Origin of the sequence: Pseudomonas sp. CCI4.2 (assembly GCF_034350045.1) — a bacterium.
Classification (GTDB): Bacteria; Pseudomonadota; Gammaproteobacteria; order Pseudomonadales; family Pseudomonadaceae; genus Aquipseudomonas.
In genome coordinates, this window is sequence record NZ_CP133781.1 from 4,624,963 (window position 1) to 4,650,011 (window position 25,049).

Genomic DNA, 25,049 nt, shown 5'->3' on the forward strand with positions numbered 1-25,049 from the left:
GTTTTACAACTTATTACTTTAGTACAGCCAGGGCAGCGTCGTAATCGGGCTCTTGGCCAATTTCCGGTACCAGCTCGCTGTGCAGTACTTTGTCGTTTTCGTCGAGTACAACCACCGCCCGTGCGGTCAGACCGGACAGAGGCCCTTCAACGATTGCAACACCGTAGTTTTCAATGAATTCACGGCCACGCATGGTCGACAGGTTCTGAACATTTTCCAGACCCTCAGCGCCGCAGAAACGGGCTTGAGCGAACGGCAGGTCAGCAGAAATACACAGTACGACGGCGTTGGTCAGGTCGTTGGCCTGAGCATTGAATTTGCGCACGGACGTGGCGCACGTCGGGGTGTCGATGCTTGGGAAAATATTCAGTATTTTGCGTTTTCCGGCAAAGGTTGCCAAGGTCACGTCAGTCAGGTTGCCCGCCACCAGCGTGAACGCAGGTGCTGCGCTTCCGACGGCTGGCAGATCGCCTTTGACTTGGATAGGGTTGCCTCTATGAGTCACTTGAGCCATGAACTGAGTCCTTTTGAAGGGTTTTTGGAAGAGCCGGAAGTTAAACACGAAAGCGCTTAGCGACCTATGGGGTTGGCTGCTTTTTGTCTGACAGATTGTGCCAAGCGCAAAGCTCCACCAGCCAGTCAATAAACACTCGCACTCGACGTGACATCTGCCGATGCGGTGGGTACAAGGCCATCAATGTCATGGTGGGTGGCCGAAATTCCCTGAGCACCTCCAATAATGTCCCGCTACGCAGTTGCTCGACGATGTGATAGTGCGGTGTCTGCATCAAGCCATACCCGGCCTCGCAGGCAGCGAGGTAACCGTCCGCGCTGTTGATTGAAAGTGCCTTGGGCAGGCTTATCTCATGGACCTCATCGCCCAGTTGAAATTCCAATCCGTAGCGCTTGCCGGAATTAGCCGAAAAATACTCGATCACCTGGTGCCCTTGAAGGTCATCCAAGTTGCTTGGCATGCCCACCCGCTGCAAATACTCCCGGCTGGCGCACGTGACTTGGGGTATGTGGGCCAACAATCGAGCCACCAGCGAGTCATCTAGGGAGGGACCTATGCGCACCACGCAATCCACGCCCTCCCGAATCAGCTTGACCGGGCGGTCACTCATGCCGATTTCCAATTCAAGCAGCGGGTAGCGAGCACTGAATTCGGGCAACGCCGGAAGAATGATCAACCGCCCAAAACCTACTGGGATATCGATACGCAGCGTACCTTTTGGCTCGACACGATTGGATGAAAATACCGCTTCAGTGTCTTCAAGGTCGGTTAGCAAGCTGACACAGCGTTGGTAATAAGCCTCTCCGTCCAAGGTCGGTTTGACCTGACGCGTTGTCCGCTGCAACAGTTGAACGCCCAAATGCGCTTCCAGTTGCTTGACCAGAATCGTTGCCGAAGCACGGGGTATGTGCAGGCTGTCGGCTGCCTTGGCAAACCCGCCCAGCTCGACGATACGGGTGAACACCCGCATCGCGTTAAATCGGTCCATGGGCACGGCCTGATGAATGATGATGAAGTCACTGTTTAGATTTTCTAAACAGTGAAAGCATTTTTAGCCGGTTTACCCCTGTTCTGTCGAGGGTAACAATAGGAATCTCTTTATAACGAGCCGGAGTCATCTATGCACACTCGTCAACTCGGAACAAACGGCCCTCAGGTTTCAGCTATCGGTCTTGGCTGCATGGGCATGACCGATTTTTACACCACCGGCACCGATGCGAAGGAAGCGGTGGCAACCTTGCACCGCGCGCTGGAGTTGGGAGTCAATCTGCTGGACACCGCCGACATGTATGGCCCGTTCACCAACGAAGAGCTGATCGGCAAAGCCATTCGTGGCAAACGCGACCAAGTCTTCATCGCCAGCAAGTTCGGTTTTGTTCGCGATCTTGGCGACCCCACTGCGCGAGGCGTGAATGGCAGCCCAGAGTACATCCGCAGCGCTATTGATGGCACGCTTAAGCGCCTGGGGGTTGAAACCCTGGATTTGTATTACCAACATCGGATCGACCCGCAAATCTCGGTTGAAGAATCCGTTGGCGCTATGGCTGAGTTGGTCAAGGCGGGCAAAGTGCGTTTCCTGGGATTGAGCGAAGCCTCTGCCAGTACGTTGGAGCGCGCGCACAAAGTGCATCCGATCAGCGCGCTGCAGACTGAATATTCCCTATGGAGCCGCGACCCTGAAGAAACCGGCAGCCTCCAAGCCTGCCGTCGTCTGGGCATCGCTTTTGTACCTTATAGTCCCTTGGGACGCGGATTTCTGACTGGCACCCTGAAAAGCCCGGATGATTTTGCTCCCGATGATTACCGTCGTTCCAGCCCGCGTTTCTTGGGCGAAAACTTTGGGAAAAATCTGCTATTGGTCGAGAAGGTTCAGAAGCTGGCGTCGGACAAGGGCGTTACAGCCGGGCAACTGGCGTTGGCCTGGGTGCTGGCGCAGGGCAATGACGTGATCCCGATTCCAGGCACCAAACAACGCAAATACCTGGAAGAAAACGTTGCGGCGCTGGACATCAGACTGAGTCCGGGTGAGCTGCAAGCGCTCAAAGATTTGTTCCCGGTCGAGGCCATCGCTGGCAAACGGTATACCGAGACGTCGTTGAAGCTGGTGAATCAGTAACCTCTGTAGCCAACTGGTTGGCGAAGGGCGTAATACGGTATTTCCGATATGACGCTTCCCGAATAACTTCGGTCCCACAGATTTTGGCGCTGCACAGATTTGTAAGAGCTGCCGAAGTCTGCGATAGGGTCCGAAAGACCTTCGCCAACAAGTTCGCTCCTACAGATGATCAGAAATCCCGCTTGTAGAAGATATCCAGCGAGCTGGCAACGCCGCTGGCGGCTTCCAGGTACACCTTCTTGCTCAACGTATAGCGCAACGCAATGGTGTTCGCGGGATCAAATACACCTACCCCATAACGCAGGCTTATTTTATCGGTGATCTTTCCGCTGGCGACTACGCTGGTGGTTGTACCGCTGCCCGCCGTATCCAGTTCAAAATCCTTGATGCCCAGGTTTTTTGCCAACGCGCCGGTAGTGGACGAACTGCCCGCCAAACCCAACGCCAACGCTGCCTGGGCCATCATATTGCTGTCTTCTCCGGTGGTGGTCTGTGCGTGACCCAGAATCAGATAGGAAAGTGCCTGCTCCTGAGTCAGTGCCGGTTCTGAAAAGACCACGGTAGTGGGTTGTTCAGCACTGCCGGTCAGGCGAATGCCCGCCACCACGTCATCGACCTGACGGATCGCTTCGATATCCAGATACGGCTGGTCAATCGGTCCGGCAAACAACAATCGCGCCTTGCGGATAGTTAAACGCTGACCATACGCCCGATAACGGCCGTCGTTGAGGTTCAGTTCCCCGCGGGTGTCGAGGTTGTCGCCAATATGGACATGCCCCGCCAAATTGGCAGTTAATCCAAAGCCGGTAAAGCTGAGTGTTTCCTGGCCCACGATGACGTCGATGTCCATGGCCATTGCCAACTGCTTCGATTGAGCGGAATCACCGGTTTGTTGGCCGATGATGACCGTGTCGCCTGACAGTTTGACCGTCGACGGCGGCAGCTCGCGGACGGTAATCGTGCCTTTGGGAATCAGCACTTTCCCGGAGATCGCCAGTTTGTCTCCCTTCATCGCAATGTGCAGGTCCGGCGCGACGTCGAGTTCGGCATAAGGTTCTACCGTGACGGGCAGGTGCGTGCCTTTGAGACTGATATCCACCGCCAGCGCCTCGCCCCACGCGACCTGACCATTCAAGGTGCCCCGCCCCGCATCGCCGCTGCTCCAACTGCCGTCCAGACGCACGCTTTCTCCGGCGATCAGCGCTTGCACTTTCAGGTCATGCACATTGAGTGGCAACTCTGGCCCGGAGGCCTCGCCACCGCTGAGCGTGACATTGCCGTTGACTTGGGGGGCCAGCAATCCACCGGACACATGCCCACTGCCATTAAGCCGACCCGTCAGCTTTTCGACCATGGGCACAAACGGTCGAGCGATTGAGATATCCAGACCACTGAGATTGAACTCGCCCGTCACAGGCCTGTTTTTTGCCAGCGGATCGATCTGTGCCGTCATCCACAATGTGCCCAGTTTGCCGCCACGAAAATCCAACCGTGAGTCGATACGCTTGGGGGTCAAAGTGCTGGTGAGCTTGAGGCTTTCATACGGAAAATCCAGCCATTGGTCTTTTTCGAGCAGGCGTAGCGTACCGCCGCTGGCGTCCACCGAAATCTGTCCATTGGGGCCGGACGCGGGTAGATCGAGCTGCAGGTCGGCGCTCAACGCGCCTTTCCAGGCAAAATCCTTGGGCAACCATTGCGCCAGGCTGTCGAGGGGGAATTGCCTGAGGTGATAGCGAAGGCGCGGCTCCGGCATCAACCGCTGATCTTCGCCACACAGGCTTGACGGCCCGGATAGCCAGCAGTGCGCACCGAAGTTGATTTTGCCGTCTGCCAGACGCTCAAGCTTAGCGGGCTGTTGCAAGCGCCAATCCTGGCCACCGGTTTGAACATCACCACTGGCCAGGCGGCCGCGCCAGCTGCCTTTATCCAAAACGCCGTCAGCGCCCAGCGCCACTTTCAGCAAGGGGCCTTGCAGATCAAGCTTCATCTGTTGACGTTTGATATCGCCCTGTCCATTGGCGGTCAACGTGCCTAACTGCGTATCGCCTAATTGAATACCCGCAGCTTTCAGGTCCAGATTCCCGCGCTGGGCGTTGTCGAGCTTCGCCGTCAGGGCCAATGTCTGCAGCTGATTATCGGCCATCGCCAACTGCCCACCCTGCAGAATGAGCTGACCTTGCGGCGCTTGCACACTGCCCCCCACGTCCAGGCGGCCCTTCAGCTGCCCTTGCAATTGAGGCCAAAGCTGGGACAAACGCGGCAAATTAATGTCTAGCTGGCCGAGCAATTTCTGTTGCACGCTACCACTGCCGTGAATCCGGTTATCACCCAGGCGGACATCCAGCGCGCTGGCGGTCCATTTGTCACCTGCGCCGTCGGCTTTAGCCTGAAGCAGAGCCGGCTGCCCTCGTAGCTTACCTTTCAGGTCCAGGTCGGCATTCAGCGTCAATTGTTGGTTTTTGAACTCACCCTTGCTGCGCAACGACCCGGCCAGATTTCCCGGCAGTTGCGCCAGCCAATACGCGGGGTTGACTGCGCTTAAGTCCAGCGCCGTGTCCCAGCCAATACCGTCGGCAAATTGCAGATTCAAATGACCGCTCGCCTTGCCCTGACCGGCACCCAATTCAAGCTGCGGCAAAAATACCTGTTTGAGATCACCACTAAACGGGCTGCTCAGGGTGAAGGCCCCCGCCGGACCGTCGAGCGCTGAATCAAAATTGCCAAGGTATTTGCCATCGCTGTAGGAAACTTCACCTCGAAAGGTACGCACCGACACTTGAGGCTCATCGATGGCGGGATAAAGTCGATGCCAGGGGAAACTCAGCCAATCAATTTTTGCGTCGGCGCTGAACCCTTGGCGCCAGTCTAATTTTCCGCTGAGCTTTAAAGATTGTTCGGGGCTGACGGTCAAGTCGAGAGCGGCTATGTCAGCACCTTGAGCGTCGACACGACCTTGCAACCTCAACGCCACCGGGCCTTTTTCCGCAGGCAGGCTGGCGTCGCCAGTGACCTGATAACCGTTTTCCAGATCACCTTGGGCTGTCAGCACAAGCTGGTTGAGTTGCAGCGTGTCAGGCAGCTCGGCGGTCGCCTTGAAACTGTCAGCGGTGATCTTCACCTGCGCCGGCAAATTGTCCCTTAACGGTTGCAGTTGACCGGTCAGGTGTCCTTGGAGATAGCCGGCGCTGTCAGCATTGAGCTGCAAGGCTTTCAACAGGTCGCCTTGAATATTCAGCGCCAAACTCCACGGCACGTTGCCTGGAGCAGGCAGCTTCAATTGACCTTGGGCAGTCAGTGGCCAGTCGCCGTTGGGTTGCAACACACCGGAAAGGTCCAAGACCAGATCGCCGTATTGCAGATGCGCGGTATTAATCTGCAAACCCTGGGATGTCCACTCAGCTCCCAGATGAAGGTCCTTCAATTGCTCGCTGCCGTTGTACAACAGACTGCCAACGCGCACTTCGCCTAAGCGAATCGCCAGCGGTAGCTTCAACGTGGGCAGCGTTATCGGGCTGTTATTCGATTCTGACGCAGGTCCCGGCGGGAACCGCAAACTAACGCGATCAGCCTGCAATTGATCGACACACAAGGTCATCGTCATCAGGCACGAGGGAGACCAGACAAACACCGGGGCGTCAACGTCGACCTGATTATCGCCTTGAACCCAGCGCAGTCGATCCGCTCGCCACTCTCCGGCCAATTGCCCGGTGAAGTTGTCGATTTGCAATCCTGGAACCTGCCCAAGCGCCCATCGACTGCCGGCCTCGGTACTGAGAATCGTGTACAGCCCAAGGACCAGGACAGTCAATAGCGCAAAAAAGGCGATCAGGCTGATGCTGGTAATCTTCGTCGCCCGCCTCACAGTTCAGGCCCCATGGAGAAATGCAAACGAATCCCGCCGTCTTCGTCCAAGGCATGGGCCACATCAAGGCGCAATGGCCCGACCGGCGATACCCAGCGAATGCCGATGCCGACACCGGTTTTCAGGCTGGGAAGTTGTAACGAGTTGAACGCATTGCCTTGATCGATAAAGGTCGCGATCCGCCATTTTTCAGCAATGGAATATTGGTATTCAACGCTGGCCGCTACCATGTACCGGCCGCCGACCCGATCACCATTGGAGTTGGTGGGCGAAAGGGTTTGATAGTCATAACCGCGCACGCTTTGATCGCCACCGGCGAAGAACCTCAATGACGGTGGAATCGATTTATAGCCGTTGGTGGCAGTTCCGCCGAGTTGGAGGCGGCCTAAAAAACGGTGATTTTGAAACACGGTGGTCAGGCCTTTAAGCAGAACGTTGCCATGCAACAGGTTGGTGTCCGACCCCAACCCTTCTTTGGCCACTTGCGCGTCGAATTGCAGACGATAGCCATTGTGGGGATCAATCCGGTTGTCGCTGCGCAGAAATGAGTAGCTGACACCGGGCATCAACAACGTACTGAGGCCCGCGTCATCGCCCAACCGGTAATCCTCGCGTTGCCACTTCAATGACAGTACCCGTTCCCAACCGCTGGGCAATTTACTGTGCCATTCCGGCCCGACCGTGAGCAGTTTGCTGAGGCTGTCGCTGTCAGCGATCTCTTCGTACTGGTATCCGCCGGCGAAACGCAGCTTGTCGGTCAATGGCTTTTCCAGCGGAATGTCGTACCACAACCCGATGTTTTGCTTAGGTGCCGACAACTCCATGTCGGCACCGTAGCTGTCGCCCTGCGGGTTAACCCAATGCCGTGTCCAATTGGCCTTGCCGCGCACGCCGACGTCGGTGGAGTAACCGATGCCCAACCCCATCGTGCGCGGTTTGCGTGTCTCTAGCTGGACCGCTACGGGGATGACTTGGGCCACCGCAGACGTAGGCGCCACATCGACGCGGACAGTGTCGAAATAACCGCTGGATTGCAGATTCTGATTGAGTTCGGCGACCAGCTCAGAGTCATAAGGGGTGTCGGCTTTGAAAGGCACCATCCGTTGCATCAGGTCGTCGTCAAACGGCGCGTCGCCGGTGAAGCTGACCTTGCCCAAGGCGTAACGTGGGCCGCTTTCAAAGACCAGTTCGATATCGGCAACCCCCGCTTTTGGGTCAATGGCCAAGCGTTGTTGAGTAAAATGCCCGCTAAAAAATCCGAAGCGCGAAGCCTGATTTTGAATCAGCCGCTTGGCATCTTCGTAATGGCCGTGGTTGAGCACCGCACCGGGTTTGAGAACGTCGCTCGACGGAATGCGAAATTCCTTGAGCGTGGACGCCGGGCCGTCGACACGTACGGTGACCGTGCGCAAATGCACGGGTTCGCCAGGTTCGATGTTGATGATAAGCCGAAGGTCTTTGTCCTTTCCCGGCTCCACTTCGCTGCCGATGTGCGCTTGGTAGTAACCCAAGGCCTGCACCGCTTTCAGCGCCTGCTCTTCGGCACCCACGCTGAAACGCCGCAGCGCTTCTATATCATCGCGCTCGCCAAGGCTGCCCACATACCCTTCGATGTTGGCTTTAAGTTCGGCGTTGGAGGGTTTGATCCTGACATCCAATTGTGTTTGGGCAAGGGCCGCAAAACTGCTGAGCTGTACAGTGAACAACAGAATCAAACCGCGGGTAAATCTTCCGTGAAATTTCATAGGCGCGAATGCTATCACGAGCTGCGGATGCCACTAGAACGTACCAAACCCAAGAAGTTTCAAGCTGTTACGCCTGGGCTTTGAGCAAAGCCTGTGGATTAGGGTGAAAAAACACATGCTCGCGGATGGGTCCTACGGCGATCTCTCCAATTTCCTCATAACCCTGTCGCTTGTAAAACTCTAAGTAACGGGGATTTCCGGTGTCGAGAACGACCCCTTCCGACGTTTCATCCACGGCACACCATCGATGCAGGGCTTCAAGCAGTTGTTCGCCGAAATGCCGGCCTTGAAATTGAGGGTGAATGCCGAGCAGCGGCAAGACGTGCACTGCGTCTGACGGCAAGCACGCCAGCACCGCCTGGTGATACGCCAAATAACGCTGAGTGCAGCGAAATCCGGTACTGAGCACCATGCGCAGGCGCCAGGCCCAGCTCTCGGTAATACCCAAACGCCGTTGAGGCGGTGCAATCAAGGCGATGCCAATCAGCCGATCCTCGACAAACAATCCCAGCGCGGGCAACTCCTGGAAAAAATGCTGTTTGACCAATTCCCTCACGGTGGCCCGCACTCGGTGCTCATAGCCCGGCCGTTCAGATTCGAACAGATAACCAAAGCTCGGTTCGTGACGGTAGGCGTGGTAAAGCAGCGAGCGCGCTTCCCGTGAATAACCGCTGTCCAGCGAACGGACTTCAGCCACAGCCGTTGAAGTGTCAGGCATTTAATAAACCTCATAGATACAGCGCCCCTCGACCGGCAGCGTTTTGTGATGCGAAGGCTTCGAGTCAGCGTCGGGGCAGTGGTTCCTGCAATCCATTCATTCCCTTATCCGACCCTAGCAGTCGATCGAGCAATCCGCCACGCTGGCCGAGAGCCGACAGGTCAGCTAGCATCGCTTTTTTGTTTTGCCAGGATCGCCGCCCATGAAAATCGTCTCATTCAATATCAACGGCCTGCGCGCCAGACCTCATCAGTTGGCGGCACTGATTGAAAAACATCAGCCAGACGTCATCGGTTTGCAGGAAACCAAAGTGTCCGATGAACAGTTCCCCCACGCCGAGATCGAGGCGTTGGGCTATCACGTGCACTTCCATGGCCAGAAAGGTCATTACGGTGTCGCATTGCTCTCACGCCAAGCGCCGCTGACCCTGCACAAGGGCTTCCATTCCGACGACGAAGAAGCTCAGAAACGCTTCATCTGGGGCACCTTCGCCGATGCCAACGGTGAGCCAATGACGATCATGAATGGCTACTTCCCACAAGGTGAAAGCCGCGATCACCCGACCAAATTCCCGGCAAAGGCCCGCTTCTACAACGACCTGCAGTTGCTGCTGGAAACTCAGTTTAAAAATCATCAGCCGGTCGTCGTGATGGGCGATATCAATATCTCACCGCAAGACAGTGACATCGGTATCGGTGCGGACAACGCCAAGCGGTGGCTGAAAACTGGCAAGTGCAGCTTCTTGCCAGAAGAGCGGGAATGGTTGGCGCGGCTGAAGAGCTGGGGACTGGTGGACAGCTTTCGTCACTTGCACCCGGACGTAATAGACCGCTTCAGCTGGTTCGACTACCGCAGCCGTGGTTTTGAAGACGTACCGAAACGCGGCCTGCGCATTGATCTGATCATGACGTCCCACGGGTTGCAGCCACGCATCAAGGACGCGGGCGTTGATTACGACCTGCGCGCAATGGAAAAGCCATCAGACCATGCACCTATCTGGCTGGAATTGAATTAAGCACACAGGGAAATATGACAGCGCAGCCGCACTGTCATATTTCAGCAATCATCCTGACTTAATCTGCCGACACTTTCTGTCTATATAAGGTGCCGCGCATGCTGTGCGCTCTGTTCACCGGTCAATCCCGCCAACGCGCTGCAGGGTTATTTTTTGGGCTGCTGTGCAGCGCCCTGCCCGCTTCGGTTTTTGCTGCACTGCTTGTGCCTGCCGATGGCGGGGCCGCTTTGCGTATTCAAGGCTCGAACACCATTGGCGCTACATTGGGCCCGGCATTGGTCGAAGGTCTTTTACAAGCGCAAGGCATGCAGGAGGTGCGAATCGAGCCCGGCGCCCACGAAAACGAACAGCGGGTGACGGCTGTAACTGCCGATGGTCATCGGGTATTGATAGAGGTCGCCGCCCATGGTTCCGGCACCGGCTTTAGCGCGTTGAAGGCAGGAACTGCGGATCTTGCCGCGTCATCGCGCCCCATTAAAGAAACCGAACTGAACGATTTGGCAGCTCTAGGCGATCTGAAAAGCTCAAACGCTGAACAGGTTATCGCCATCGACGGTGTGGCCGTCATCCTGCACCCCGGTAATCCACTGCATCAGTTGAACACTGAACAACTGGCGCGGATTTTTTCGGGCGAGGTTCACCGCTGGGAAGAGTTGGGCGGTACGGGCGGCGCAATCCACCTGTATGCCCGCGATGACCAATCCGGCACCTTCGACACGTTCAACGAGTTGGTGTTGGTCAAGAACGGTAAAACCTTGGCACCCAGCGCCAAGCGCTTCGAATCCAGCGAGCAATTGTCTGATGAAGTCAGCCAGGATCGGGGCGGCATCGGCTTTATTGGTCTGCCCTACGTCCGCAAGGCCCAGGCAGTGGCGATTGTTGACGGCAACTCGAAACCGATGCTGCCGACCAACAGCCTGATCGCGACCGAAGACTACCCACTGTCGCGACGGCTTTATTTCTACCTGCCCCCCCTAAGCAACCAACCCTGGGCTAAAGCGCTGGTGCAATTTGCGCAGAGTGCCAAAGGTCAGGCGATTGTTGCCAATAGCGGCTTCATTTCTCAGACGGTGCAGGCGGTGAAGGTGCAGGTCTCTGCCGAAATGCCGGCCGACTACCAGGCCATCGTCAGACAAGCACAACGCTTGTCGGTGAACTTTCGCTTTGCCCAAGGCAGCGCAATCCTCGACAACAAGGCACAGCGTGATTTGAGGCGAGTGCTGGTGTATTTGAAAGCCCACAACAAACTGAACGACGAGGTGACACTGGTGGGGTTTGGTGATCCCAAGAGCGACTCGGCCCGCGCCGCATTACTGTCCAAACTGCGCGCCATGGCGGTACGCCGGGAGTTGGTCAAGAATGGGGTTAATTTCCGCGACATCCGAGGGTTCGGAGACGAAATGCCCGTAGCGGCGAACAATGCCGACGAGGGCCGGATCAAGAACCGTAGGGTTGAAGTTTGGGTGTATTAAGTCCATTGGTGGGCGGGCGCACCGTAAACACAATCCCTGTAGAGCCAACACGTTGGCCCTACAGTTGGTGTGAACCTTATCCCTGACGTTCGCTGCGCAACATCTCCTTGGGCACGTATTTGCCAATCTCGAACTTGCCAATGGCTGCGCGGTGAACTTCGTCCGGGCCGTCGGCCAAGCGCAGGGTGCGTTGCATGGCGTACATGTAGGCCAGTGGGAAATCGTTGGAAACCCCCGCGCCACCGTGGATTTGAATCGCGCGATCAATCACCCGCAGCGCGACGTTGGGCGCCACGACTTTGATCTGGGCAATTTCACTTTTCGCCACCTTGTTGCCGACGGTGTCCATCATGTACGCGGCCTTTAGGGTCAGCAGCCGTGCCATGTCGATTTCCATTCGCGAGTCGGCGATAAGGTCGATGTTGCCACCCAGCCGCGCTAAAGGCTTACCAAAGGCCGTTCGGCTGATCGCGCGCTTGCACATCAACTCCAACGCCCGCTCCGCCATGCCGATGGAGCGCATGCAGTGGTGAATACGGCCAGGGCCGAGTCGACCTTGAGCAATCTCAAAACCGCGACCTTCACCCAGCAACACATTCTCGTAAGGCACTCGCACGTTTTCGAACAGCACTTCGGCGTGGCCATGGGGTGCGTCGTCATAACCGAATACCGGCAACGAACGAACAATGGTCACGCCTGGCGCATCGGTAGGCACTAGAATCATCGAGTGTTGTTGATGACGTGGGCCATCGGGATTGCTTAAGCCCATGAACACCATGATTTTGCAGCGCGGGTCGCATGCACCCGACGTCCACCATTTACGGCCGTTGATCACCCACTCGTCACCGACCCGCTCGGCACGGGCGGACATGTTGGTGGCGTCCGAAGACGCTACATCTGGTTCGGTCATGGCGAAGGCTGAACGAATTTCGCCACGCAACAGCGGCTCTAGCCACTGCACTTTCTGTGCTTCGTTGGCGTAGCGCACCAGCACCTCCATGTTGCCGGTGTCCGGTGCCGAGCAGTTGAACGGCTCAGGTCCGAGCAACGAGCGGCCCATGATTTCCGCAAGCGGTGCATATTCCAGATTGGTCAGGCCGGCACCCCGCTCCGATTCAGGCAAGAACAAATTCCACAGGCCTTCAGCTTTAGCCTTGAGCTTGAGTTCTTCCATGATTGCAGTGGGCTGCCAACGATCACCCTCGCAGACCTGACGTTCAAAGACAGGTTCTGCCGGGTAGACATAAGCTTCCATGAACGCGGTCACACGCTCACGCAGCGCCTGAACTTTAGGGGAATAAGCGAAATCCATGGGCAACTACCTTGTGAAATGAGGTGGGTGAGGACATGAATCCGATGCTAGATCAGCAATGAACATTTATCTAACCTATTCTCAGCGTGTATAAACATTCATAACCGATATATGATCGAGCTTCGCAAGTCACAACAAAAACAACATGAGAGTGCAATGGAATGAATCTGAGCAAAGTCGACCTCAATCTCTTTATTGTGTTTGATGCCATCTATACCGAAGCAAATCTGACTCGCGCAGGGCAAATCGTCGGCATAACCCAGCCGGCAGTGTCGAACGCATTGGCTCGTTTGCGCGAGACCTTCAACGATCCATTGTTCGTGCGGACCGCCCAGGGCATGGTCCCTACGCCGATGGCCCAGAACATCATCGGCCCGGTTCGCAATGCGTTATCGCTGCTGCGGGTTTCGGTGCAGGAAAGCAGGATTTTCAATCCGCTACAGGCCAATAAGACCTATCGCATCAGCATGACGGACCTGACCGAAGCCGTAATTCTGCCCGCACTGTTTCAGCGTCTGCGGCGGTTGGCTCCGGCCGTGATTATCGAAAGCTTCTTGTCCAAGCGCCGGGAAACCACCAAAGAACTGGCGGCAGGCCGACTGGATTTCGCTGTTGATGCGCCGCTTAACACCGACCCTCAGGTGCGTCACGTCAAGCTGATGGAAGACAAGTACGTGTGCGCCATGCGCAAAGGCCATCCGATGGCGACCAAAGAGAAATTTGCCCTCGACGACTACTTGTCCCTGACCCACATCCACATCTCCAGCCGCCGCAGTGGTTTAGGTCATGTTGACTTGGCTTTGGGCAAAATGGGTATTCAACGCAAGATCGCCCTGCGCTCGCAGCATTACCTGATGGCATCGCAAGTGCTGCAACAAACCGACATGGTGATGACCGTCCCGGAACGCTTCGCTCGACGTCATGAACTCCACTATTTCAACTTGCCGGTCAACGATGTGCCGCAGGTGGAAACTCACCTTTATTGGCACGAAAGCACCGATCAAGACCCAGCCAACCGCTGGATGCGTGAGCAAATGATTGAGCTGTGCCAGCAAGTGACGGCACAAGATAAAAAACTCGACAAAGCATTAGATATCCCTAATAAATAACTGACAAATATAGCTATATATCCGTTAGTTAATGTGAATTCTAGATTAGATAATTGCTCTGAATTAGTCATTCCTGAGCAGTTGAAAAAAAAGAACGCATGGCGCGCTGCTTGACGTATACGTCAAGCTCGCCGTAGGTTAACCCCACGTTAACCCCGAGTGACTCCATGAGCAGCCAGACTTACAGCATCTCCGACCTCGCCCGCGAGCTCGACATCACCACCCGTGCTATTCGTTTCTACGAAGAACAAGGTCTGCTCGCCCCCGAGCGACGCGGCCTTGAACGGGTGTACTCGACCCGCGACAAAGTCAGCCTGAAACTCATCCTGCGCGGCAAACGTATTGGCTTTTCCTTGGCCGAATGCCGCGAATTAATCGAGCTGTACGACCCGCGTGGCGACAATCAAAAGCAACTCAACACCATGCTTGGCAAGATCGGGGAGCGCCGTAATCAGCTGGAACAGCAGTTACTGGATATTCAGCAAATGCAGCTGGAATTGGACACTGCCGAAGAACGCTGCTTGTCTGCACTTGAACGTTCGATTGAAAAATCATGATGTTACTGAGTGAATCTCAAATAATTATAAGGTGATGCCATGCCCTTGCCTCAACGTGTACGCCTGGTAGAAGTTGGCCCCCGCGACGGCTTGCAGAATGAAGCGCAGCCGGTGAGCGTGGCCGACAAAGTACGTTTGGTCGACGACCTCACCGCTGCGGGCTTGAGTTACATCGAAGTCGGCAGTTTCGTCTCGCCCAAATGGGTGCCGCAGATGGCCGGCTCCGCTGACGTTTTCGCTCAAATCCAACGCAAGGACGAAGTGACCTACGCCGCGTTGGCGCCGAACCTGAGAGGCTTCGAAGACGCTTTGGCTGCCGGCGTAACTGAAATCGCGATTTTCGCCGCCGCGTCCGAGACCTTCTCACAGCGCAATATCAACTGCTCGATCAGCGAAAGTCTGGAGCGATTTGCCCCGATCATGGAAGCCGCACGCTTGCATGGGATGCAAGTGCGTGGCTACGTGTCGTGCGTGCTGGGTTGTCCCTACGAGGGCCAGGTGACCCCGGAACAAGTGGCGTCGGTCGCCAATGAGCTGTTCGCCATGGGTTGCTACGAAATTTCGCTGGGAGACACCATCGGTACTGGTACGCCGGGGGCTACTCGCACGCTGTTCGAGACCGTTGCCGGGAAAATCCCTAGGGGCAAGTTGGCCGGGCATTTTCACGACACCTATGGGCAAGCGCTGGCCAATATTTACGCCAGCATGCTGGAAGGCATTCAGGTGTTTGACAGCTCCATCGCCGGGCTGGGCGGCTGCCCTTATGCCAAGGGCGCCAGCGGCAACGTTGCGACCGAAGATGTGCTGTACATGCTCAACGGCTTGGACATCGAGACCGGGGTAGATCTCGACCTGTTGATCGGTGCCGGCCAACGGATCTGTGACGTGCTTGGACGTCCTAGCGGCTCAAGGGTGGCCAAGGCGCGATTGGCGAGCTGAGTGTTACCGTAACGATGAGCGGTCGTCGGAAACGGGTAACACGGAAACAATTCCTCGATATTCTGACGGGCCTGAATAGTCGTATTTTATTTAACCAATTGTTTTTTATAGCTTTTATAAAAGCTGGCACGGCATCTGCTATATCTCTTGTACAACAAGAATAAGAAACGAAGCAGTAACCCAATAAAAACAATACGTATCGGCTCTGACATAACAAGAACAACACGGACAGAGACGCAGCTAACAGATCTTTTTGGAGTGGATGGCTTTTCAGGGATTTAGGTCCCGCAACCGGACAGAGAATAATAAAACTACCTCAGGTAGCTCCAGCACTGGTTGGATCGATATTGATAAAAGCAGTATCAGCGCTCAAAAAAATACGTTTGCTCTTGATCCTGAATGGGGATCGATTAAAAAAGCAGTGAAAGGGACTGGTCGCCAAAAACAAAAACAGGCCACCCTCGAATAATAAAAAGAGCATACAAAAAAACTTGAAGGGGAGCCTAAGCTCCCCTTCGTGCTGTCTGGCCTATGATGCCCCTGCGCTAAAAATCTCCTCCCCCCACTCTCTCGTTGACACACAAACACCCGTAGGTTTACGTTAACGTAAAGGTGAACACCGAACTTCAAACAATAATAGAAAAGGCACATACATGAGCTACCCGAGCCTAAACTTCGCCCTCGGCGAAACCATCGACATGTTACGCGACCAAGTTCAATCCTTCGTCGCCGCAGAAATTTCTCCCCGCGCCGCGCAGATTGACCGGGACAACCTGTTCCCGGCTGACCTGTGGCGCAAGTTTGGTGACATGGGTCTGCTGGGCATCACCGTCGACGAAGAGTACGGTGGCGCGGGCATGGGTTACTTGGCGCACGTGGTAGCGATGGAAGAAATCAGCCGTGGTTCGGCGTCGGTCGCCCTTTCCTACGGTGCACATTCAAACCTGTGCGTGAACCAGATCAACCGCAACGGCAGCCCCGCGCAGAAAGCCAAGTACTTGCCCAAGCTGATCAGTGGCGAGCATGTCGGGGCGCTGGCCATGAGCGAGCCGAATGCCGGTTCCGACGTGGTGTCGATGAAGCTTCGCGCCGACAAACGCGGCGATTGCTACGTGCTTAACGGCAGCAAGACCTGGATCACCAACGGTCCGGACGCTAACACCTACGTGATTTACGCCAAGACCGACCTGGAAAAAGGCGCTCACGGTATCAGCGCGTTCATTGTCGAGCGCGACTGGAAAGGTTTTTCCCGCAGCCCCAAGTTCGACAAGCTCGGCATGCGCGGCTCCAATACCTGCGAGCTGTTCTTCGATGACGTCGAAGTGCCAGAAGAAAACCTGCTCGGCGTGCTCAACAGCGGCGTCAAGGTGCTGATGAGCGGCCTCGATTACGAACGCGTCGTACTCTCGGGCGGCCCGACCGGGATCATGCAAGCCTGCATGGACGTGGTGGTGCCTTACATCCACGACCGCAAGCAGTTCGGCCAAAGCATTGGCGAGTTCCAGTTGATTCAAGGCAAAGTCGCCGACATGTACACCCAACTCAACGCCAGCCGTGCCTACCTGTACGCCGTGGCCCAGGCCTGCGAACGCGGCGAAACCACCCGTAAAGACGCCGCCGGGGTGATTTTGTACAGCGCCGAACGCGCCACACAAATGGCCCTGGACGCGATCCAGATTCTGGGCGGAAACGGCTACATCAATGAATTCCCGGCCGGTCGGCTGCTGCGTGACGCCAAGCTGTACGAAATCGGCGCCGGCACCAGTGAGATTCGCCGCATGTTGATCGGTCGCGAACTGTTCAACGAGACAAAATAAGCATCCTCCCCTGTAGGAGCCAACGTGTTGGCGAGCTTGGCGACCCGGTGTGCCAGGTGCGCCAGGTGCGCCGCCTCGCGAACACGTTCGCTCCTACAGGAGATCCACGGAGTAGCCCCATGGCCATCCTGCATACCCAGATCAATACCCGCTCGCCTGAGTTCGCACTCAATGGCGCGGCGATGCTCAATCACGTTGAGAACCTGCGCCAATTGCTGGCTCAAGTTCACCAGGGCGGCGGGCCTAAGGCTCAGGAACGCCATACCTCACGCGGCAAACTACTGCCACGCGAACGAATCAATCGATTGCTGGACATTGGCTCGCCGTTCCTTGAAATCGGACAACTGACCGCGCACGAGGTATATGGCGAGGACGTTCCGGCGGCCGGGTTGATTGTCGGCATCGGCCGAGTTGAAGGCGTCGAATGCATGATCGTCGCCAACGATGCGACGGTTAAAGGCGGCTCGTACTACCCGCTGACGGTCAAAAAGCACCTAAGGGCGCAAGCCATTGCTCAGCAAAACCGCCTGCCGTGCATCTATCTGGTGGATTCCGGTGGCGCCAACCTGCCCCGCCAGGATGAGGTGTTTCCAGACCGGGAGCATTTCGGTCGAATCTTTTTCAATCAGGCGAACATGAGCGCGGTGGGCATTGCGCAGATCGCGGTGGTCATGGGCTCATGCACCGCTGGCGGCGCTTACGTGCCAGCTATGGCCGACGAAGCGATCATGGTCCGGCAACAAGCGACGATTTTCCTCGCCGGGCCGCCGCTGGTGAAAGCGGCCACCGGTGAAGTGGTCAGCGCCGAAGACTTGGGCGGTGCTGATGTGCACTGCAAGATTTCCGGCGTCGCCGACCATTACGCCGACAGCGATGAGCACGCCTTGGCCATCGCCCGCCGCAGCATCGCTAACCTCAACTGGCGCAAGCAAGGCCAACTCAACACACTCGCCCCGATTGCCCCACTGTATGGCAGCGAAGAGCTTTACGGGGTCATTCCGGCTGACGCTAAACAACCGTTCGACGTGCGTGAGGTGATCTCGCGGCTGGTGGACGGCTCGGTATTCGATGAGTTCAAGGCCTTGTTCGGCGCCACGCTGGTCTGCGGCTTCGGCCATCTGCACGGTTATCCGATTGCGATCCTGGCCAATAACGGCGTGCTGTTTGCCGAATCCGCACAGAAAGGCGCGCACTTCATTGAGTTGGCTTGCCAGCGCGGTATCCCGCTATTGTTTCTCCAAAACATCACCGGGTTTATGGTCGGCCAGAAGTACGAAGCGGGCGGCATCGCCAAGCACGGCGCCAAGCTGGTCACCGCAGTGGCCTGTGCCAAAGTGCCGAAATTCACGGTCATCATTGGCGGCAGCTTCGGCGCCGGTAACTACGGCATGTGTGGCCGCGCTTATGACCCGCGTTTCTTATGGATGTGGCCTAACGCGCGCATCGCCGTGATGGGCGGCGAACAGGCGGCGGGCGTTCTGGTGCAGGTCAAACGCGAACAGGCAGAGCGCAGCGGTCAGGTGTTTAGTGCCGAGCAGGAAGCCGCGATCAAACGGCCAATCCTCGAACAATACGAACATCAGGGCCATCCGTATTATTCCAGCGCTCGCTTGTGGGATGACGGCGTGATTGACCCGGCGCAAACCCGCGACATTCTCGCGCTGGCGCTGTCCGCGTCATTGAACGCGCCTATCGAGCCAAGCACATTCGGTGTGTTCCGGATGTAACCCGGCCTCGCCAAAGGAGTGAACATGACCGACTTCAATACCCTAGAACTGAACACCGACCCACGGGGATTTGCCACGCTTTGGCTGAACCGCCCTGATAAGAACAACGCCTTCAACGCGCAAATGATCCGCGAGCTGATTTTGGCGCTGGATGAGGTTCAAGCCAATACCAGCCTGCGCTTCATGTTAATCCGTGGCCGAGGCAAGCACTTCAGCGCGGGCGCCGACTTGGCCTGGATGCAGGAATCGGCGAAGCTCGATTACAGCACCAACCTTGACGACGCCCGGGAATTAGCCGAGCTGATGTATAACCTGGCCAAACTGAAAATCCCGACCTTGGCCGTTGTCCAAGGCGCCGCGTACGGCGGTGCACTGGGGCTGATCAGTTGCTGTGACATGGCGATCGGCACGGACGATGCGCAGTTTTGCCTGTCGGAAGTGCGCATCGGTTTGGCCCCGGCAGTGATCAGTCCGTTCGTGGTGCAAGCCATCGGCGAACGTGCTGCCCGACGCTATGCATTGACCGCCGAGCGTTTCAGCGGGGTTCGGGCACAGGAGATCGGCCTGCTTGCCGAGTGCTACCCAGTCGCCGAGTTTGAACAGCGGGTCGACCAGTGGGTCGACAACCTGTTGCTCAATAGCCCTCAAGCCATGCGCGCCAGCAAAGACTTGCTCCGTGAAGTGGGGAATGGCGCGCTAACCCCTGCCCTGCGCCGTTACTGCGAAAACGCCATCGCGCGGATTCGCGTCAGCCCGGAAGGCCAGGAAGGTTTGCGCGCCTTTCTGGAAAAGCGCCCACCCACGTGGCAGCCAGAACTCAATAAGGAGCCGCGCCCATGAGCGCTTCGCCAACGCCTTCATTAACTGCAGCCCCACTGCTAACGCGGATTCTGGTGGCCAACCGGGGCGAAATCGCCTGCCGGATCATGCGCACCGCCAAAGCCCTGGGCCTGACCACCGTCGCGGTGCACAGCGCCACTGATCGCGAGGCTCGGCATGTTCGTGAAGCCGACATCGGTGTCGATTTGGGTGGCAGCAAAGCCGCAGACAGCTATTTACTGATCGACAAACTGATCGCCGCCGCCAAGGCCAGCGGTGCCCAGGCGATCCATCCCGGGTATGGCTTTTTGTCGGAAAACGCCGGTTTTGCCCGCGCCATCGAAAACGCCGGACTGATTTTCCTCGGCCCGCCCGCCTCGGCCATTGATGCCATGGGCAGCAAGTCCGCCGCCAAAGCGTTAATGGAAGACGCTGGCGTTCCGCTGGTGCCGGGTTACCACGGCGCGGCGCAAGACGTTGACACCTTCCGCCTTGCGGCTGAGCGCATCGGCTACCCGGTATTGCTCAAAGCCACGGCGGGTGGTGGCGGTAAAGGGATGAAGGTCGTTGAGCAGGTCAGTGAACTGGCTGAAGCGCTGGCCTCGGCTCAGCGGGAAGCGCAGTCATCGTTCGGTGATTCGCGGATGCTGGTGGAGAAATACCTGCTCAAGCCACGCCATGTGGAAATTCAAGTGTTTGCCGACCAACACGGCAATTGTTTGTACCTGAATGAGCGCGACTGTTCGATTCAGCGTCGCCATCAAAAAGTCGTGGAAGAAGCCCCCGCCCCCGGTCTCACCCCGGAACTGCGCCGGGCCATGGGCGAAGCTGCGGTGCGTGCGGCGCAAACCATTGGCTATGTTGGGGCGGGTACTGTCGAGTTTTTGCTCGACTCACGCGGTGAGTTCTTCTTCATGGAGATGAACACGCGCCTGCAAGTCGAACACCCGGTCACCGAAGCCATCACCGGCCTGGACCTGGTGGCGTGGCAGATTCGCGTCGCACAGGGCGAGCCGCTGCCGATTACTCAAGCGCAGGTGCCGCTGATCGGGCATGCGATCGAAGTCCGACTTTATGCCGAAGACCCGGCTAACGACTTCTTGCCTGCAACAGGCACTTTGGCGATTTACCGTGAGTCGGCGGCGGGTCCCGGACGCCGGGTGGACAGCGGCGTGGCTGAGGGCGACAGCGTGTCGCCTTTCTATGACCCGATGCTCGGCAAGCTGATCGCCTGGGGTGAAAACCGCGAGCAAGCGCGCTTGCGTTTGCTGGCGATGCTGAATGAGTTTGCCATTGGTGGTCTGAAAACCAACGTGGCGTTTCTGCGCCGCATCATTGCCCACCCAGCGTTCGCCGCGGCGGAGTTGGATACTGATTTCATTCCGCGTTATCAGGCGCAATTGCTGCCGCCAGCGGGTGAACTGACGGCTGAGTTCTGGCAGGCGGCCGGTGAAGCGTTCAGCCAAAGCCAGGCAAACGCTGTTCGTCAGGATGATCTGCATTCGCCCTGGTCCAGCAACCGGGGCTTACGCGCCGGTCTTCCAGCCGAAATAGACTTGCATCTGAGCTGTAACAGCCAGAAACAGGTGATCCAGCTGCGCAACACGAATGCATCCAGCGCCAGGTTGCAGGGCGAACAGTTGGTCATCGAACACGACGGTGTTCGGCATCAGCACTTGGCGATCCGGCGCGGCGACACGCTGTACCTGAATTGGCAGGGCGAGCTGCATACGATCAAGCGTCTTGATCCGATTGCCGAAGTCGAGGCCAGCCATACCCAACAAGGCGGCCTGACTGCGCCCATGAACGGCAGCATCGTGCGGGTGATGGTCGAGGTCGGGCAAAGCGTCGACATCGGCGCGCAACTGGTGGTGTTGGAAGCCATGAAAATGGAACACAGCGTTCGGGCGCCCCATGCAGGGGTGGTCAAAGCGATTTATTGCGTAGAGGGCGAGATGGTCAGTGAAGGCACCGCGTTGGTGGAGCTGGAAGATCCGTCGGTTCTATAGGCTCTGCGTCACTATTGAGAATCTTTCTTGAACAAAGAAGGAAAAAGCTTTGACTTGCGAATGATAACGATTAGTATTGCGGCAACTGATCGCAAGATCAGTCTGATAACTCAAGAGCCTTAGGTCGGCTCTTGGTTTATCTCCTCATCAGGCTAATCACGGTTTTGACCCGGCATTTTTGCCGGGTCTTTTTTTTGGGTTGGTTTTCTATGGTGTAGAGTAGCCGGCTTATTTGGCACTGCCGTACTCAGGAAACAATCGTGACTCAGACCTCTCTCAAAATCAGCGCTGATTTCGACAGCGGCAACATCGAAGTAATCGACGCCAGTAACCCTTCCCGCACAATACTGGCGATTCGCCCAGACACTCGCAGCCCGCACTTTCAGTGGTTTCACTTCAAGGTCGAGAACCTGCACGTGGGCCACGCGCACGCCTTTAGCCTCAATAATGCAGGGCAATCCAGCTACAGCCGTGCCTGGAGCGGCTATAACGTCGTGGCGTCCTACGACCATGAACACTGGTTTCGCGTACCCACCACCTATGACGGAGCCGCTCTTGATTTCAGCATCGAACCGACTGAGCCGCAGGTCTATTTTGCTTATTTCGAACCCTACAGCCGGGTGCGTCACGACCGGTTGATCGAGCAGGCCATCAATAAGGCCGGCCTAGAGCTGATCGCGACCGGCAAGAGCATCGAAGGCCGTGATGTTCAGTTGTTACGTAGGGGTGATGGGAACGCGAGCAAACGCAATATCTGGATCATTGCCCAGCAGCATCCGGGTGAGCACATGGCCGAATGGTTCATGGAAGGATTGATCGAGCGGTTGCAGGACGTCGCTGACCCGGTCATGGCGCAATTACTCTCGGTGGCCAATCTGTACCTGGTGCCACACATGAACCCGGACGGCTCATTCCATGGCCATTTACGCACCAACGCCATGGGCAAGGACCTCAATCGGGCCTGGCAAGACTCCACCGAAGCGCTCAGCCCGGAGGTGTTTTTCGTTCGGCAGCAGATGGAACAGTACGGTGTTGATCTGTTCCTTGATGTACACGGTGACGAGGAGATTCCTTATATCTTCGCCGCTGCCTGCGAGGGCAACCCCGGTTACACGCCTCATCAGCAGCAGTTGGAAGAACATTTCCGCCGCCGTTTGAGCGAGATCACCCGGGATTTCCAATCACGCTATGGCTATCCCCGCGCACGTCCTGGACACGCCAACATGGACTTGGCCTGCAACAGCACCGGCGAGCGCTATAAGTGCTTGGCGCTGACCTTGGAGATGCCGTTCAAAGACAACGACGATGCGCCGGACGCGCTCACGGGTTGGTCGGGTAAGCGCTCGAAACAACTGGCCAAGGACGTGTTGACCACGATTGCGGAGATGATTCCGGTTTTGCGTTGAGACAAAAAGCTTCCCGAATAAATTCGGTCCCACAGCGGATCGTGGGATTAGCTGACAGGACTGTAGATACCAACTTGTTGGCGAAGGCCCTTTGGCCTGATCGCAGCCTTCGGCAGCTCCTACAGAAAATCAGTACATCGCCAGAATCTGTGGGACCGAATTCATTCGGGAAGCGAGCGGCGCGGTTTGTCTGACGTACCGCAGCGCCCATCTCATCGCCAACACGTTGCCTCGTCCTCAATCCTCCCCACGCACCATGCTGTCCAGCACGTCATCGCGGCGGATGAAGCCATGGAACAAAGCAGCCGCCACGTGCAGCAGGATGGTCAGGAAGAACAGATACGCCAAGTAGGTGTGTGCCTTGCGCAGCAACGCGAAGGTGTGTGGGTTGGCCGCCATGATCGAAGGCAACTCTATTGAGTGGCTGAGCATGACGGGGTCACCGGCTGCCGAGATCATTGCCCAGCCAATCAACGGCATTACCAGCATCAGGGCATACAGCAAATAGTGCGACAGCTTTGCCGCCAGCGCCTGAATGCTTGGCAGGTCTGCTGGCAAGGGCGGCGTTTTGCTGGAGAAGCGCACGAAGAGCCGCACAATCACCAGCACTAAAATAGCGATGCCCAGCGGTTTGTGAATGTGCAACAGCCACTCATGCCGTTCTGAAACTGAAGCAACCATTCCGGCACCGATGAACAGCATCGACAAAATCATCAACGCCATCAGCCAATGCAACAGGCGCGCCAAGGGTGCGAAATGCGAAGGTTGGCCGTTCATTATTTGGACTCCTGAGTCGAGGCTGAGGTGGGTAGCTGGTCCACTTCACGGGTCCGGCGCAGGTAGGATGATGCGTAAACCGCCGACCGCGCCGCCAGTAACGGGTCGTCAGAACCTTCGATACCGCTTGGCAGTACCAACGGGTCGTAGTTGACGTCACGGCAGTCGCCGTTGAGTTGTGGCTGGGTGCTTTCCAATACCAGCGTGCCAGCATTCACCGTCCGGTGATCGGCGGACCAGGATTTGCTGGCGTCGTTGATCGGGTCACCCGCATTGGCCAAGGTGAAAATCAGGTCCCACCGCAGCGGGCCGCTAGCCAAGTGCTGATCCAGGTCTTTTTCCAAATAATCCTTGGCCTCAGGTGCCTGGGCGCCCGGCTCGTCTTTATCTACTGGCACCATGCTCCAGCGTACGGCTTGGCGTTTGCCGTCGGCACCCACGAGGTAGAACGCATTGAGGCTGTTGTACTGCTCGGTGGTGTAACTGGCCGACGGTTTGGCGGTCTTGACCCATGCCAGAAACGGTCCGGCCTCAGGATGCGCGGCGAAGAACGCGGGCGGCTTGCTCGGGTCGGGTTTACCCGTTGCGGGATCCGGGGCGGTGGCGGTGAGCAACCCGTAGAACGCTTCCGGTGTACCCACTGGGAACACCGGCATGCTGTTCATCCCGGTTCGCCATTGCTGACCATTTGCCTGTTTGAAACGCAAGGCCATGCTGCGAATGGGCGCCGCGCTGTCGGGCGAATACGGATTGCCTGTCGGCAACGCGAACCGGCCAACCACCGGCGTACGCGTGGCGCTTAGCACCTGCGCACTGGAAAACTCGGCGGCTGCACCGTTGCTTTCGAAGTACCCTGCTACGCAGACACCTTTTGAGTGATTGCGCCGAAAACCCGGATGGATGCCGTTGCTCTGTTCAAGACGATCAGTAAACAACTTGGGCGTCAGTCGCTGCGGGTCGAAATAGCCCCCCACGTAGGCGAAGATACCGGCGGCGGCGGCGACCACTACCGCGATGCCCGCCAGTCGAAAAACAGTGCTTGCGGCACTCAAGGGCGGCTTTTGCGGGCGCGATGTCGGCGGTAAAGGGTCAACCATGAAAAACTCCAGGGCCGTTGGCCTCAAGGTGTAAGTAC

19 protein-coding genes are annotated in these 25,049 nt (G+C 57.0%); 11 read left to right on the forward strand and 8 right to left on the reverse strand.

Annotation, left to right across the window (positions count from 1 at the left end; all coding sequences use genetic code 11):
• Positions 1-13: 13 nt before the first annotated feature.
• Together tpx and RHM65_RS20880 are read right to left on the reverse strand one after the other, a co-directional pair.
• Entirely contained in the window at positions 14-514 is a 501-nt protein-coding gene (gene tpx / locus RHM65_RS20875) for a thiol peroxidase (RefSeq protein ID WP_322169369.1), read from the reverse strand.
• 64 nt (positions 515-578) lie between these two features.
• Positions 579-1,502 carry a LysR family transcriptional regulator gene (locus tag RHM65_RS20880; protein ID WP_322169364.1) on the reverse strand — a complete coding sequence of 308 codons (924 nt, stop codon included), beginning with the start codon at positions 1,500-1,502 and terminating at the stop codon, positions 579-581.
• Between the two features lie 132 nt (positions 1,503-1,634).
• Between RHM65_RS20880 and RHM65_RS20885 the strand changes: the two genes are divergently transcribed.
• Positions 1,635-2,630, forward strand: a complete 996-nt coding sequence (locus RHM65_RS20885; RefSeq protein WP_322169361.1) for an aldo/keto reductase — start codon at positions 1,635-1,637, stop codon at positions 2,628-2,630.
• A 169-nt stretch (positions 2,631-2,799) separates the two neighbouring features.
• Here RHM65_RS20885 and RHM65_RS20890 read toward each other — a convergent pair whose 3' ends face one another.
• The 3 genes from RHM65_RS20890 to RHM65_RS20900 all read right to left on the reverse strand — a co-directional run bounded on the left by RHM65_RS20890 (position 2,800) and on the right by RHM65_RS20900 (position 8,955).
• Positions 2,800-6,492 carry a translocation/assembly module TamB domain-containing protein gene (locus RHM65_RS20890; protein WP_322169358.1) on the reverse strand — a complete coding sequence of 1,231 codons (3,693 nt, stop codon included), beginning with the start codon at positions 6,490-6,492 and terminating at the stop codon, positions 2,800-2,802.
• A complete protein-coding gene (locus tag RHM65_RS20895) occupies positions 6,489-8,237 on the reverse strand; it encodes an autotransporter assembly complex family protein (protein ID WP_322169355.1) in 1,749 nt (582 codons plus the stop codon). The genes RHM65_RS20890 and RHM65_RS20895 overlap by 4 nt, the downstream gene beginning before the upstream one ends.
• 67 nt (positions 8,238-8,304) lie before the next feature.
• Positions 8,305-8,955, reverse strand: a complete 651-nt coding sequence (locus RHM65_RS20900; RefSeq protein WP_322169352.1) for a GNAT family N-acetyltransferase — start codon at positions 8,953-8,955, stop codon at positions 8,305-8,307.
• A 202-nt stretch (positions 8,956-9,157) separates the two neighbouring features.
• Here RHM65_RS20900 and xthA point away from each other — a divergent pair, with 202 nt between their 5' ends.
• The gene (gene xthA / locus RHM65_RS20905; protein ID WP_322169349.1) at positions 9,158-9,970 is read left to right on the forward strand and encodes an exodeoxyribonuclease III; all 813 of its coding nucleotides are present in this window, start codon (positions 9,158-9,160) and stop codon (positions 9,968-9,970) included.
• A gap of 98 nt (positions 9,971-10,068) precedes the next feature.
• Complete coding sequence (locus tag RHM65_RS20910) at positions 10,069-11,442, forward strand: phosphate ABC transporter substrate-binding/OmpA family protein (protein ID WP_322169346.1); 1,374 nt, start codon at positions 10,069-10,071, stop codon at positions 11,440-11,442.
• Positions 11,443-11,518: 76 nt separating this feature from the next.
• On the opposite strand, the gene RHM65_RS20915 is transcribed toward RHM65_RS20910, so the two are convergent.
• Positions 11,519-12,754, reverse strand: coding sequence for an acyl-CoA dehydrogenase (locus RHM65_RS20915; RefSeq protein ID WP_322169343.1), 1,236 nt, complete (start codon positions 12,752-12,754; stop codon positions 11,519-11,521).
• Positions 12,755-12,915: 161 nt separating this feature from the next.
• Between RHM65_RS20915 and RHM65_RS20920 the strand changes: the two genes are divergently transcribed.
• From RHM65_RS20920 to RHM65_RS20955, 8 genes are all read left to right on the forward strand, one after another.
• Positions 12,916-13,863, forward strand: a complete 948-nt coding sequence (locus tag RHM65_RS20920) for a LysR family transcriptional regulator (protein ID WP_322169339.1) — start codon at positions 12,916-12,918, stop codon at positions 13,861-13,863.
• Between the two features lie 167 nt (positions 13,864-14,030).
• Positions 14,031-14,420, forward strand: coding sequence for a MerR family DNA-binding transcriptional regulator (locus RHM65_RS20925; protein WP_322169336.1), 390 nt, complete (start codon positions 14,031-14,033; stop codon positions 14,418-14,420).
• A 39-nt stretch (positions 14,421-14,459) separates the two neighbouring features.
• The gene (locus RHM65_RS20930) at positions 14,460-15,359 is read left to right on the forward strand and encodes a hydroxymethylglutaryl-CoA lyase (RefSeq protein ID WP_322169334.1); all 900 of its coding nucleotides are present in this window, start codon (positions 14,460-14,462) and stop codon (positions 15,357-15,359) included.
• A 653-nt stretch (positions 15,360-16,012) separates the two neighbouring features.
• Positions 16,013-17,176: an isovaleryl-CoA dehydrogenase gene (locus RHM65_RS20935; protein WP_322169331.1), complete on the forward strand. Its 1,164-nt coding sequence runs from the start codon at positions 16,013-16,015 to the stop codon at positions 17,174-17,176.
• 119 nt (positions 17,177-17,295) lie between these two features.
• Positions 17,296-18,903: a carboxyl transferase domain-containing protein gene (locus RHM65_RS20940; protein WP_322169327.1), complete on the forward strand. Its 1,608-nt coding sequence runs from the start codon at positions 17,296-17,298 to the stop codon at positions 18,901-18,903.
• A 24-nt stretch (positions 18,904-18,927) separates the two neighbouring features.
• Positions 18,928-19,743: a gamma-carboxygeranoyl-CoA hydratase gene (locus RHM65_RS20945; protein WP_322169323.1), complete on the forward strand. Its 816-nt coding sequence runs from the start codon at positions 18,928-18,930 to the stop codon at positions 19,741-19,743.
• The gene (locus RHM65_RS20950; RefSeq protein ID WP_322169320.1) at positions 19,740-21,731 is read left to right on the forward strand and encodes an acetyl/propionyl/methylcrotonyl-CoA carboxylase subunit alpha; all 1,992 of its coding nucleotides are present in this window, start codon (positions 19,740-19,742) and stop codon (positions 21,729-21,731) included. Before RHM65_RS20945 ends, RHM65_RS20950 begins: the two co-directional genes overlap by 4 nt.
• 260 nt (positions 21,732-21,991) lie before the next feature.
• Entirely contained in the window at positions 21,992-23,137 is a 1,146-nt protein-coding gene (locus RHM65_RS20955; protein ID WP_416195114.1) for a M14-type cytosolic carboxypeptidase, read from the forward strand.
• 237 nt (positions 23,138-23,374) lie between these two features.
• Here the strand turns inward: RHM65_RS20955 and RHM65_RS20960 are convergent, their stop codons facing one another.
• Both RHM65_RS20960 and RHM65_RS20965 read right to left on the reverse strand, forming a co-directional pair.
• A complete protein-coding gene (locus RHM65_RS20960; protein WP_322169317.1) occupies positions 23,375-23,914 on the reverse strand; it encodes a cytochrome b in 540 nt (179 codons plus the stop codon).
• Entirely contained in the window at positions 23,914-25,011 is a 1,098-nt protein-coding gene (locus RHM65_RS20965) for a catalase family peroxidase (protein WP_322169313.1), read from the reverse strand. The genes RHM65_RS20960 and RHM65_RS20965 overlap by 1 nt, the downstream gene beginning before the upstream one ends.
• Between the last annotated feature and the right edge of the window lie 38 nt (positions 25,012-25,049).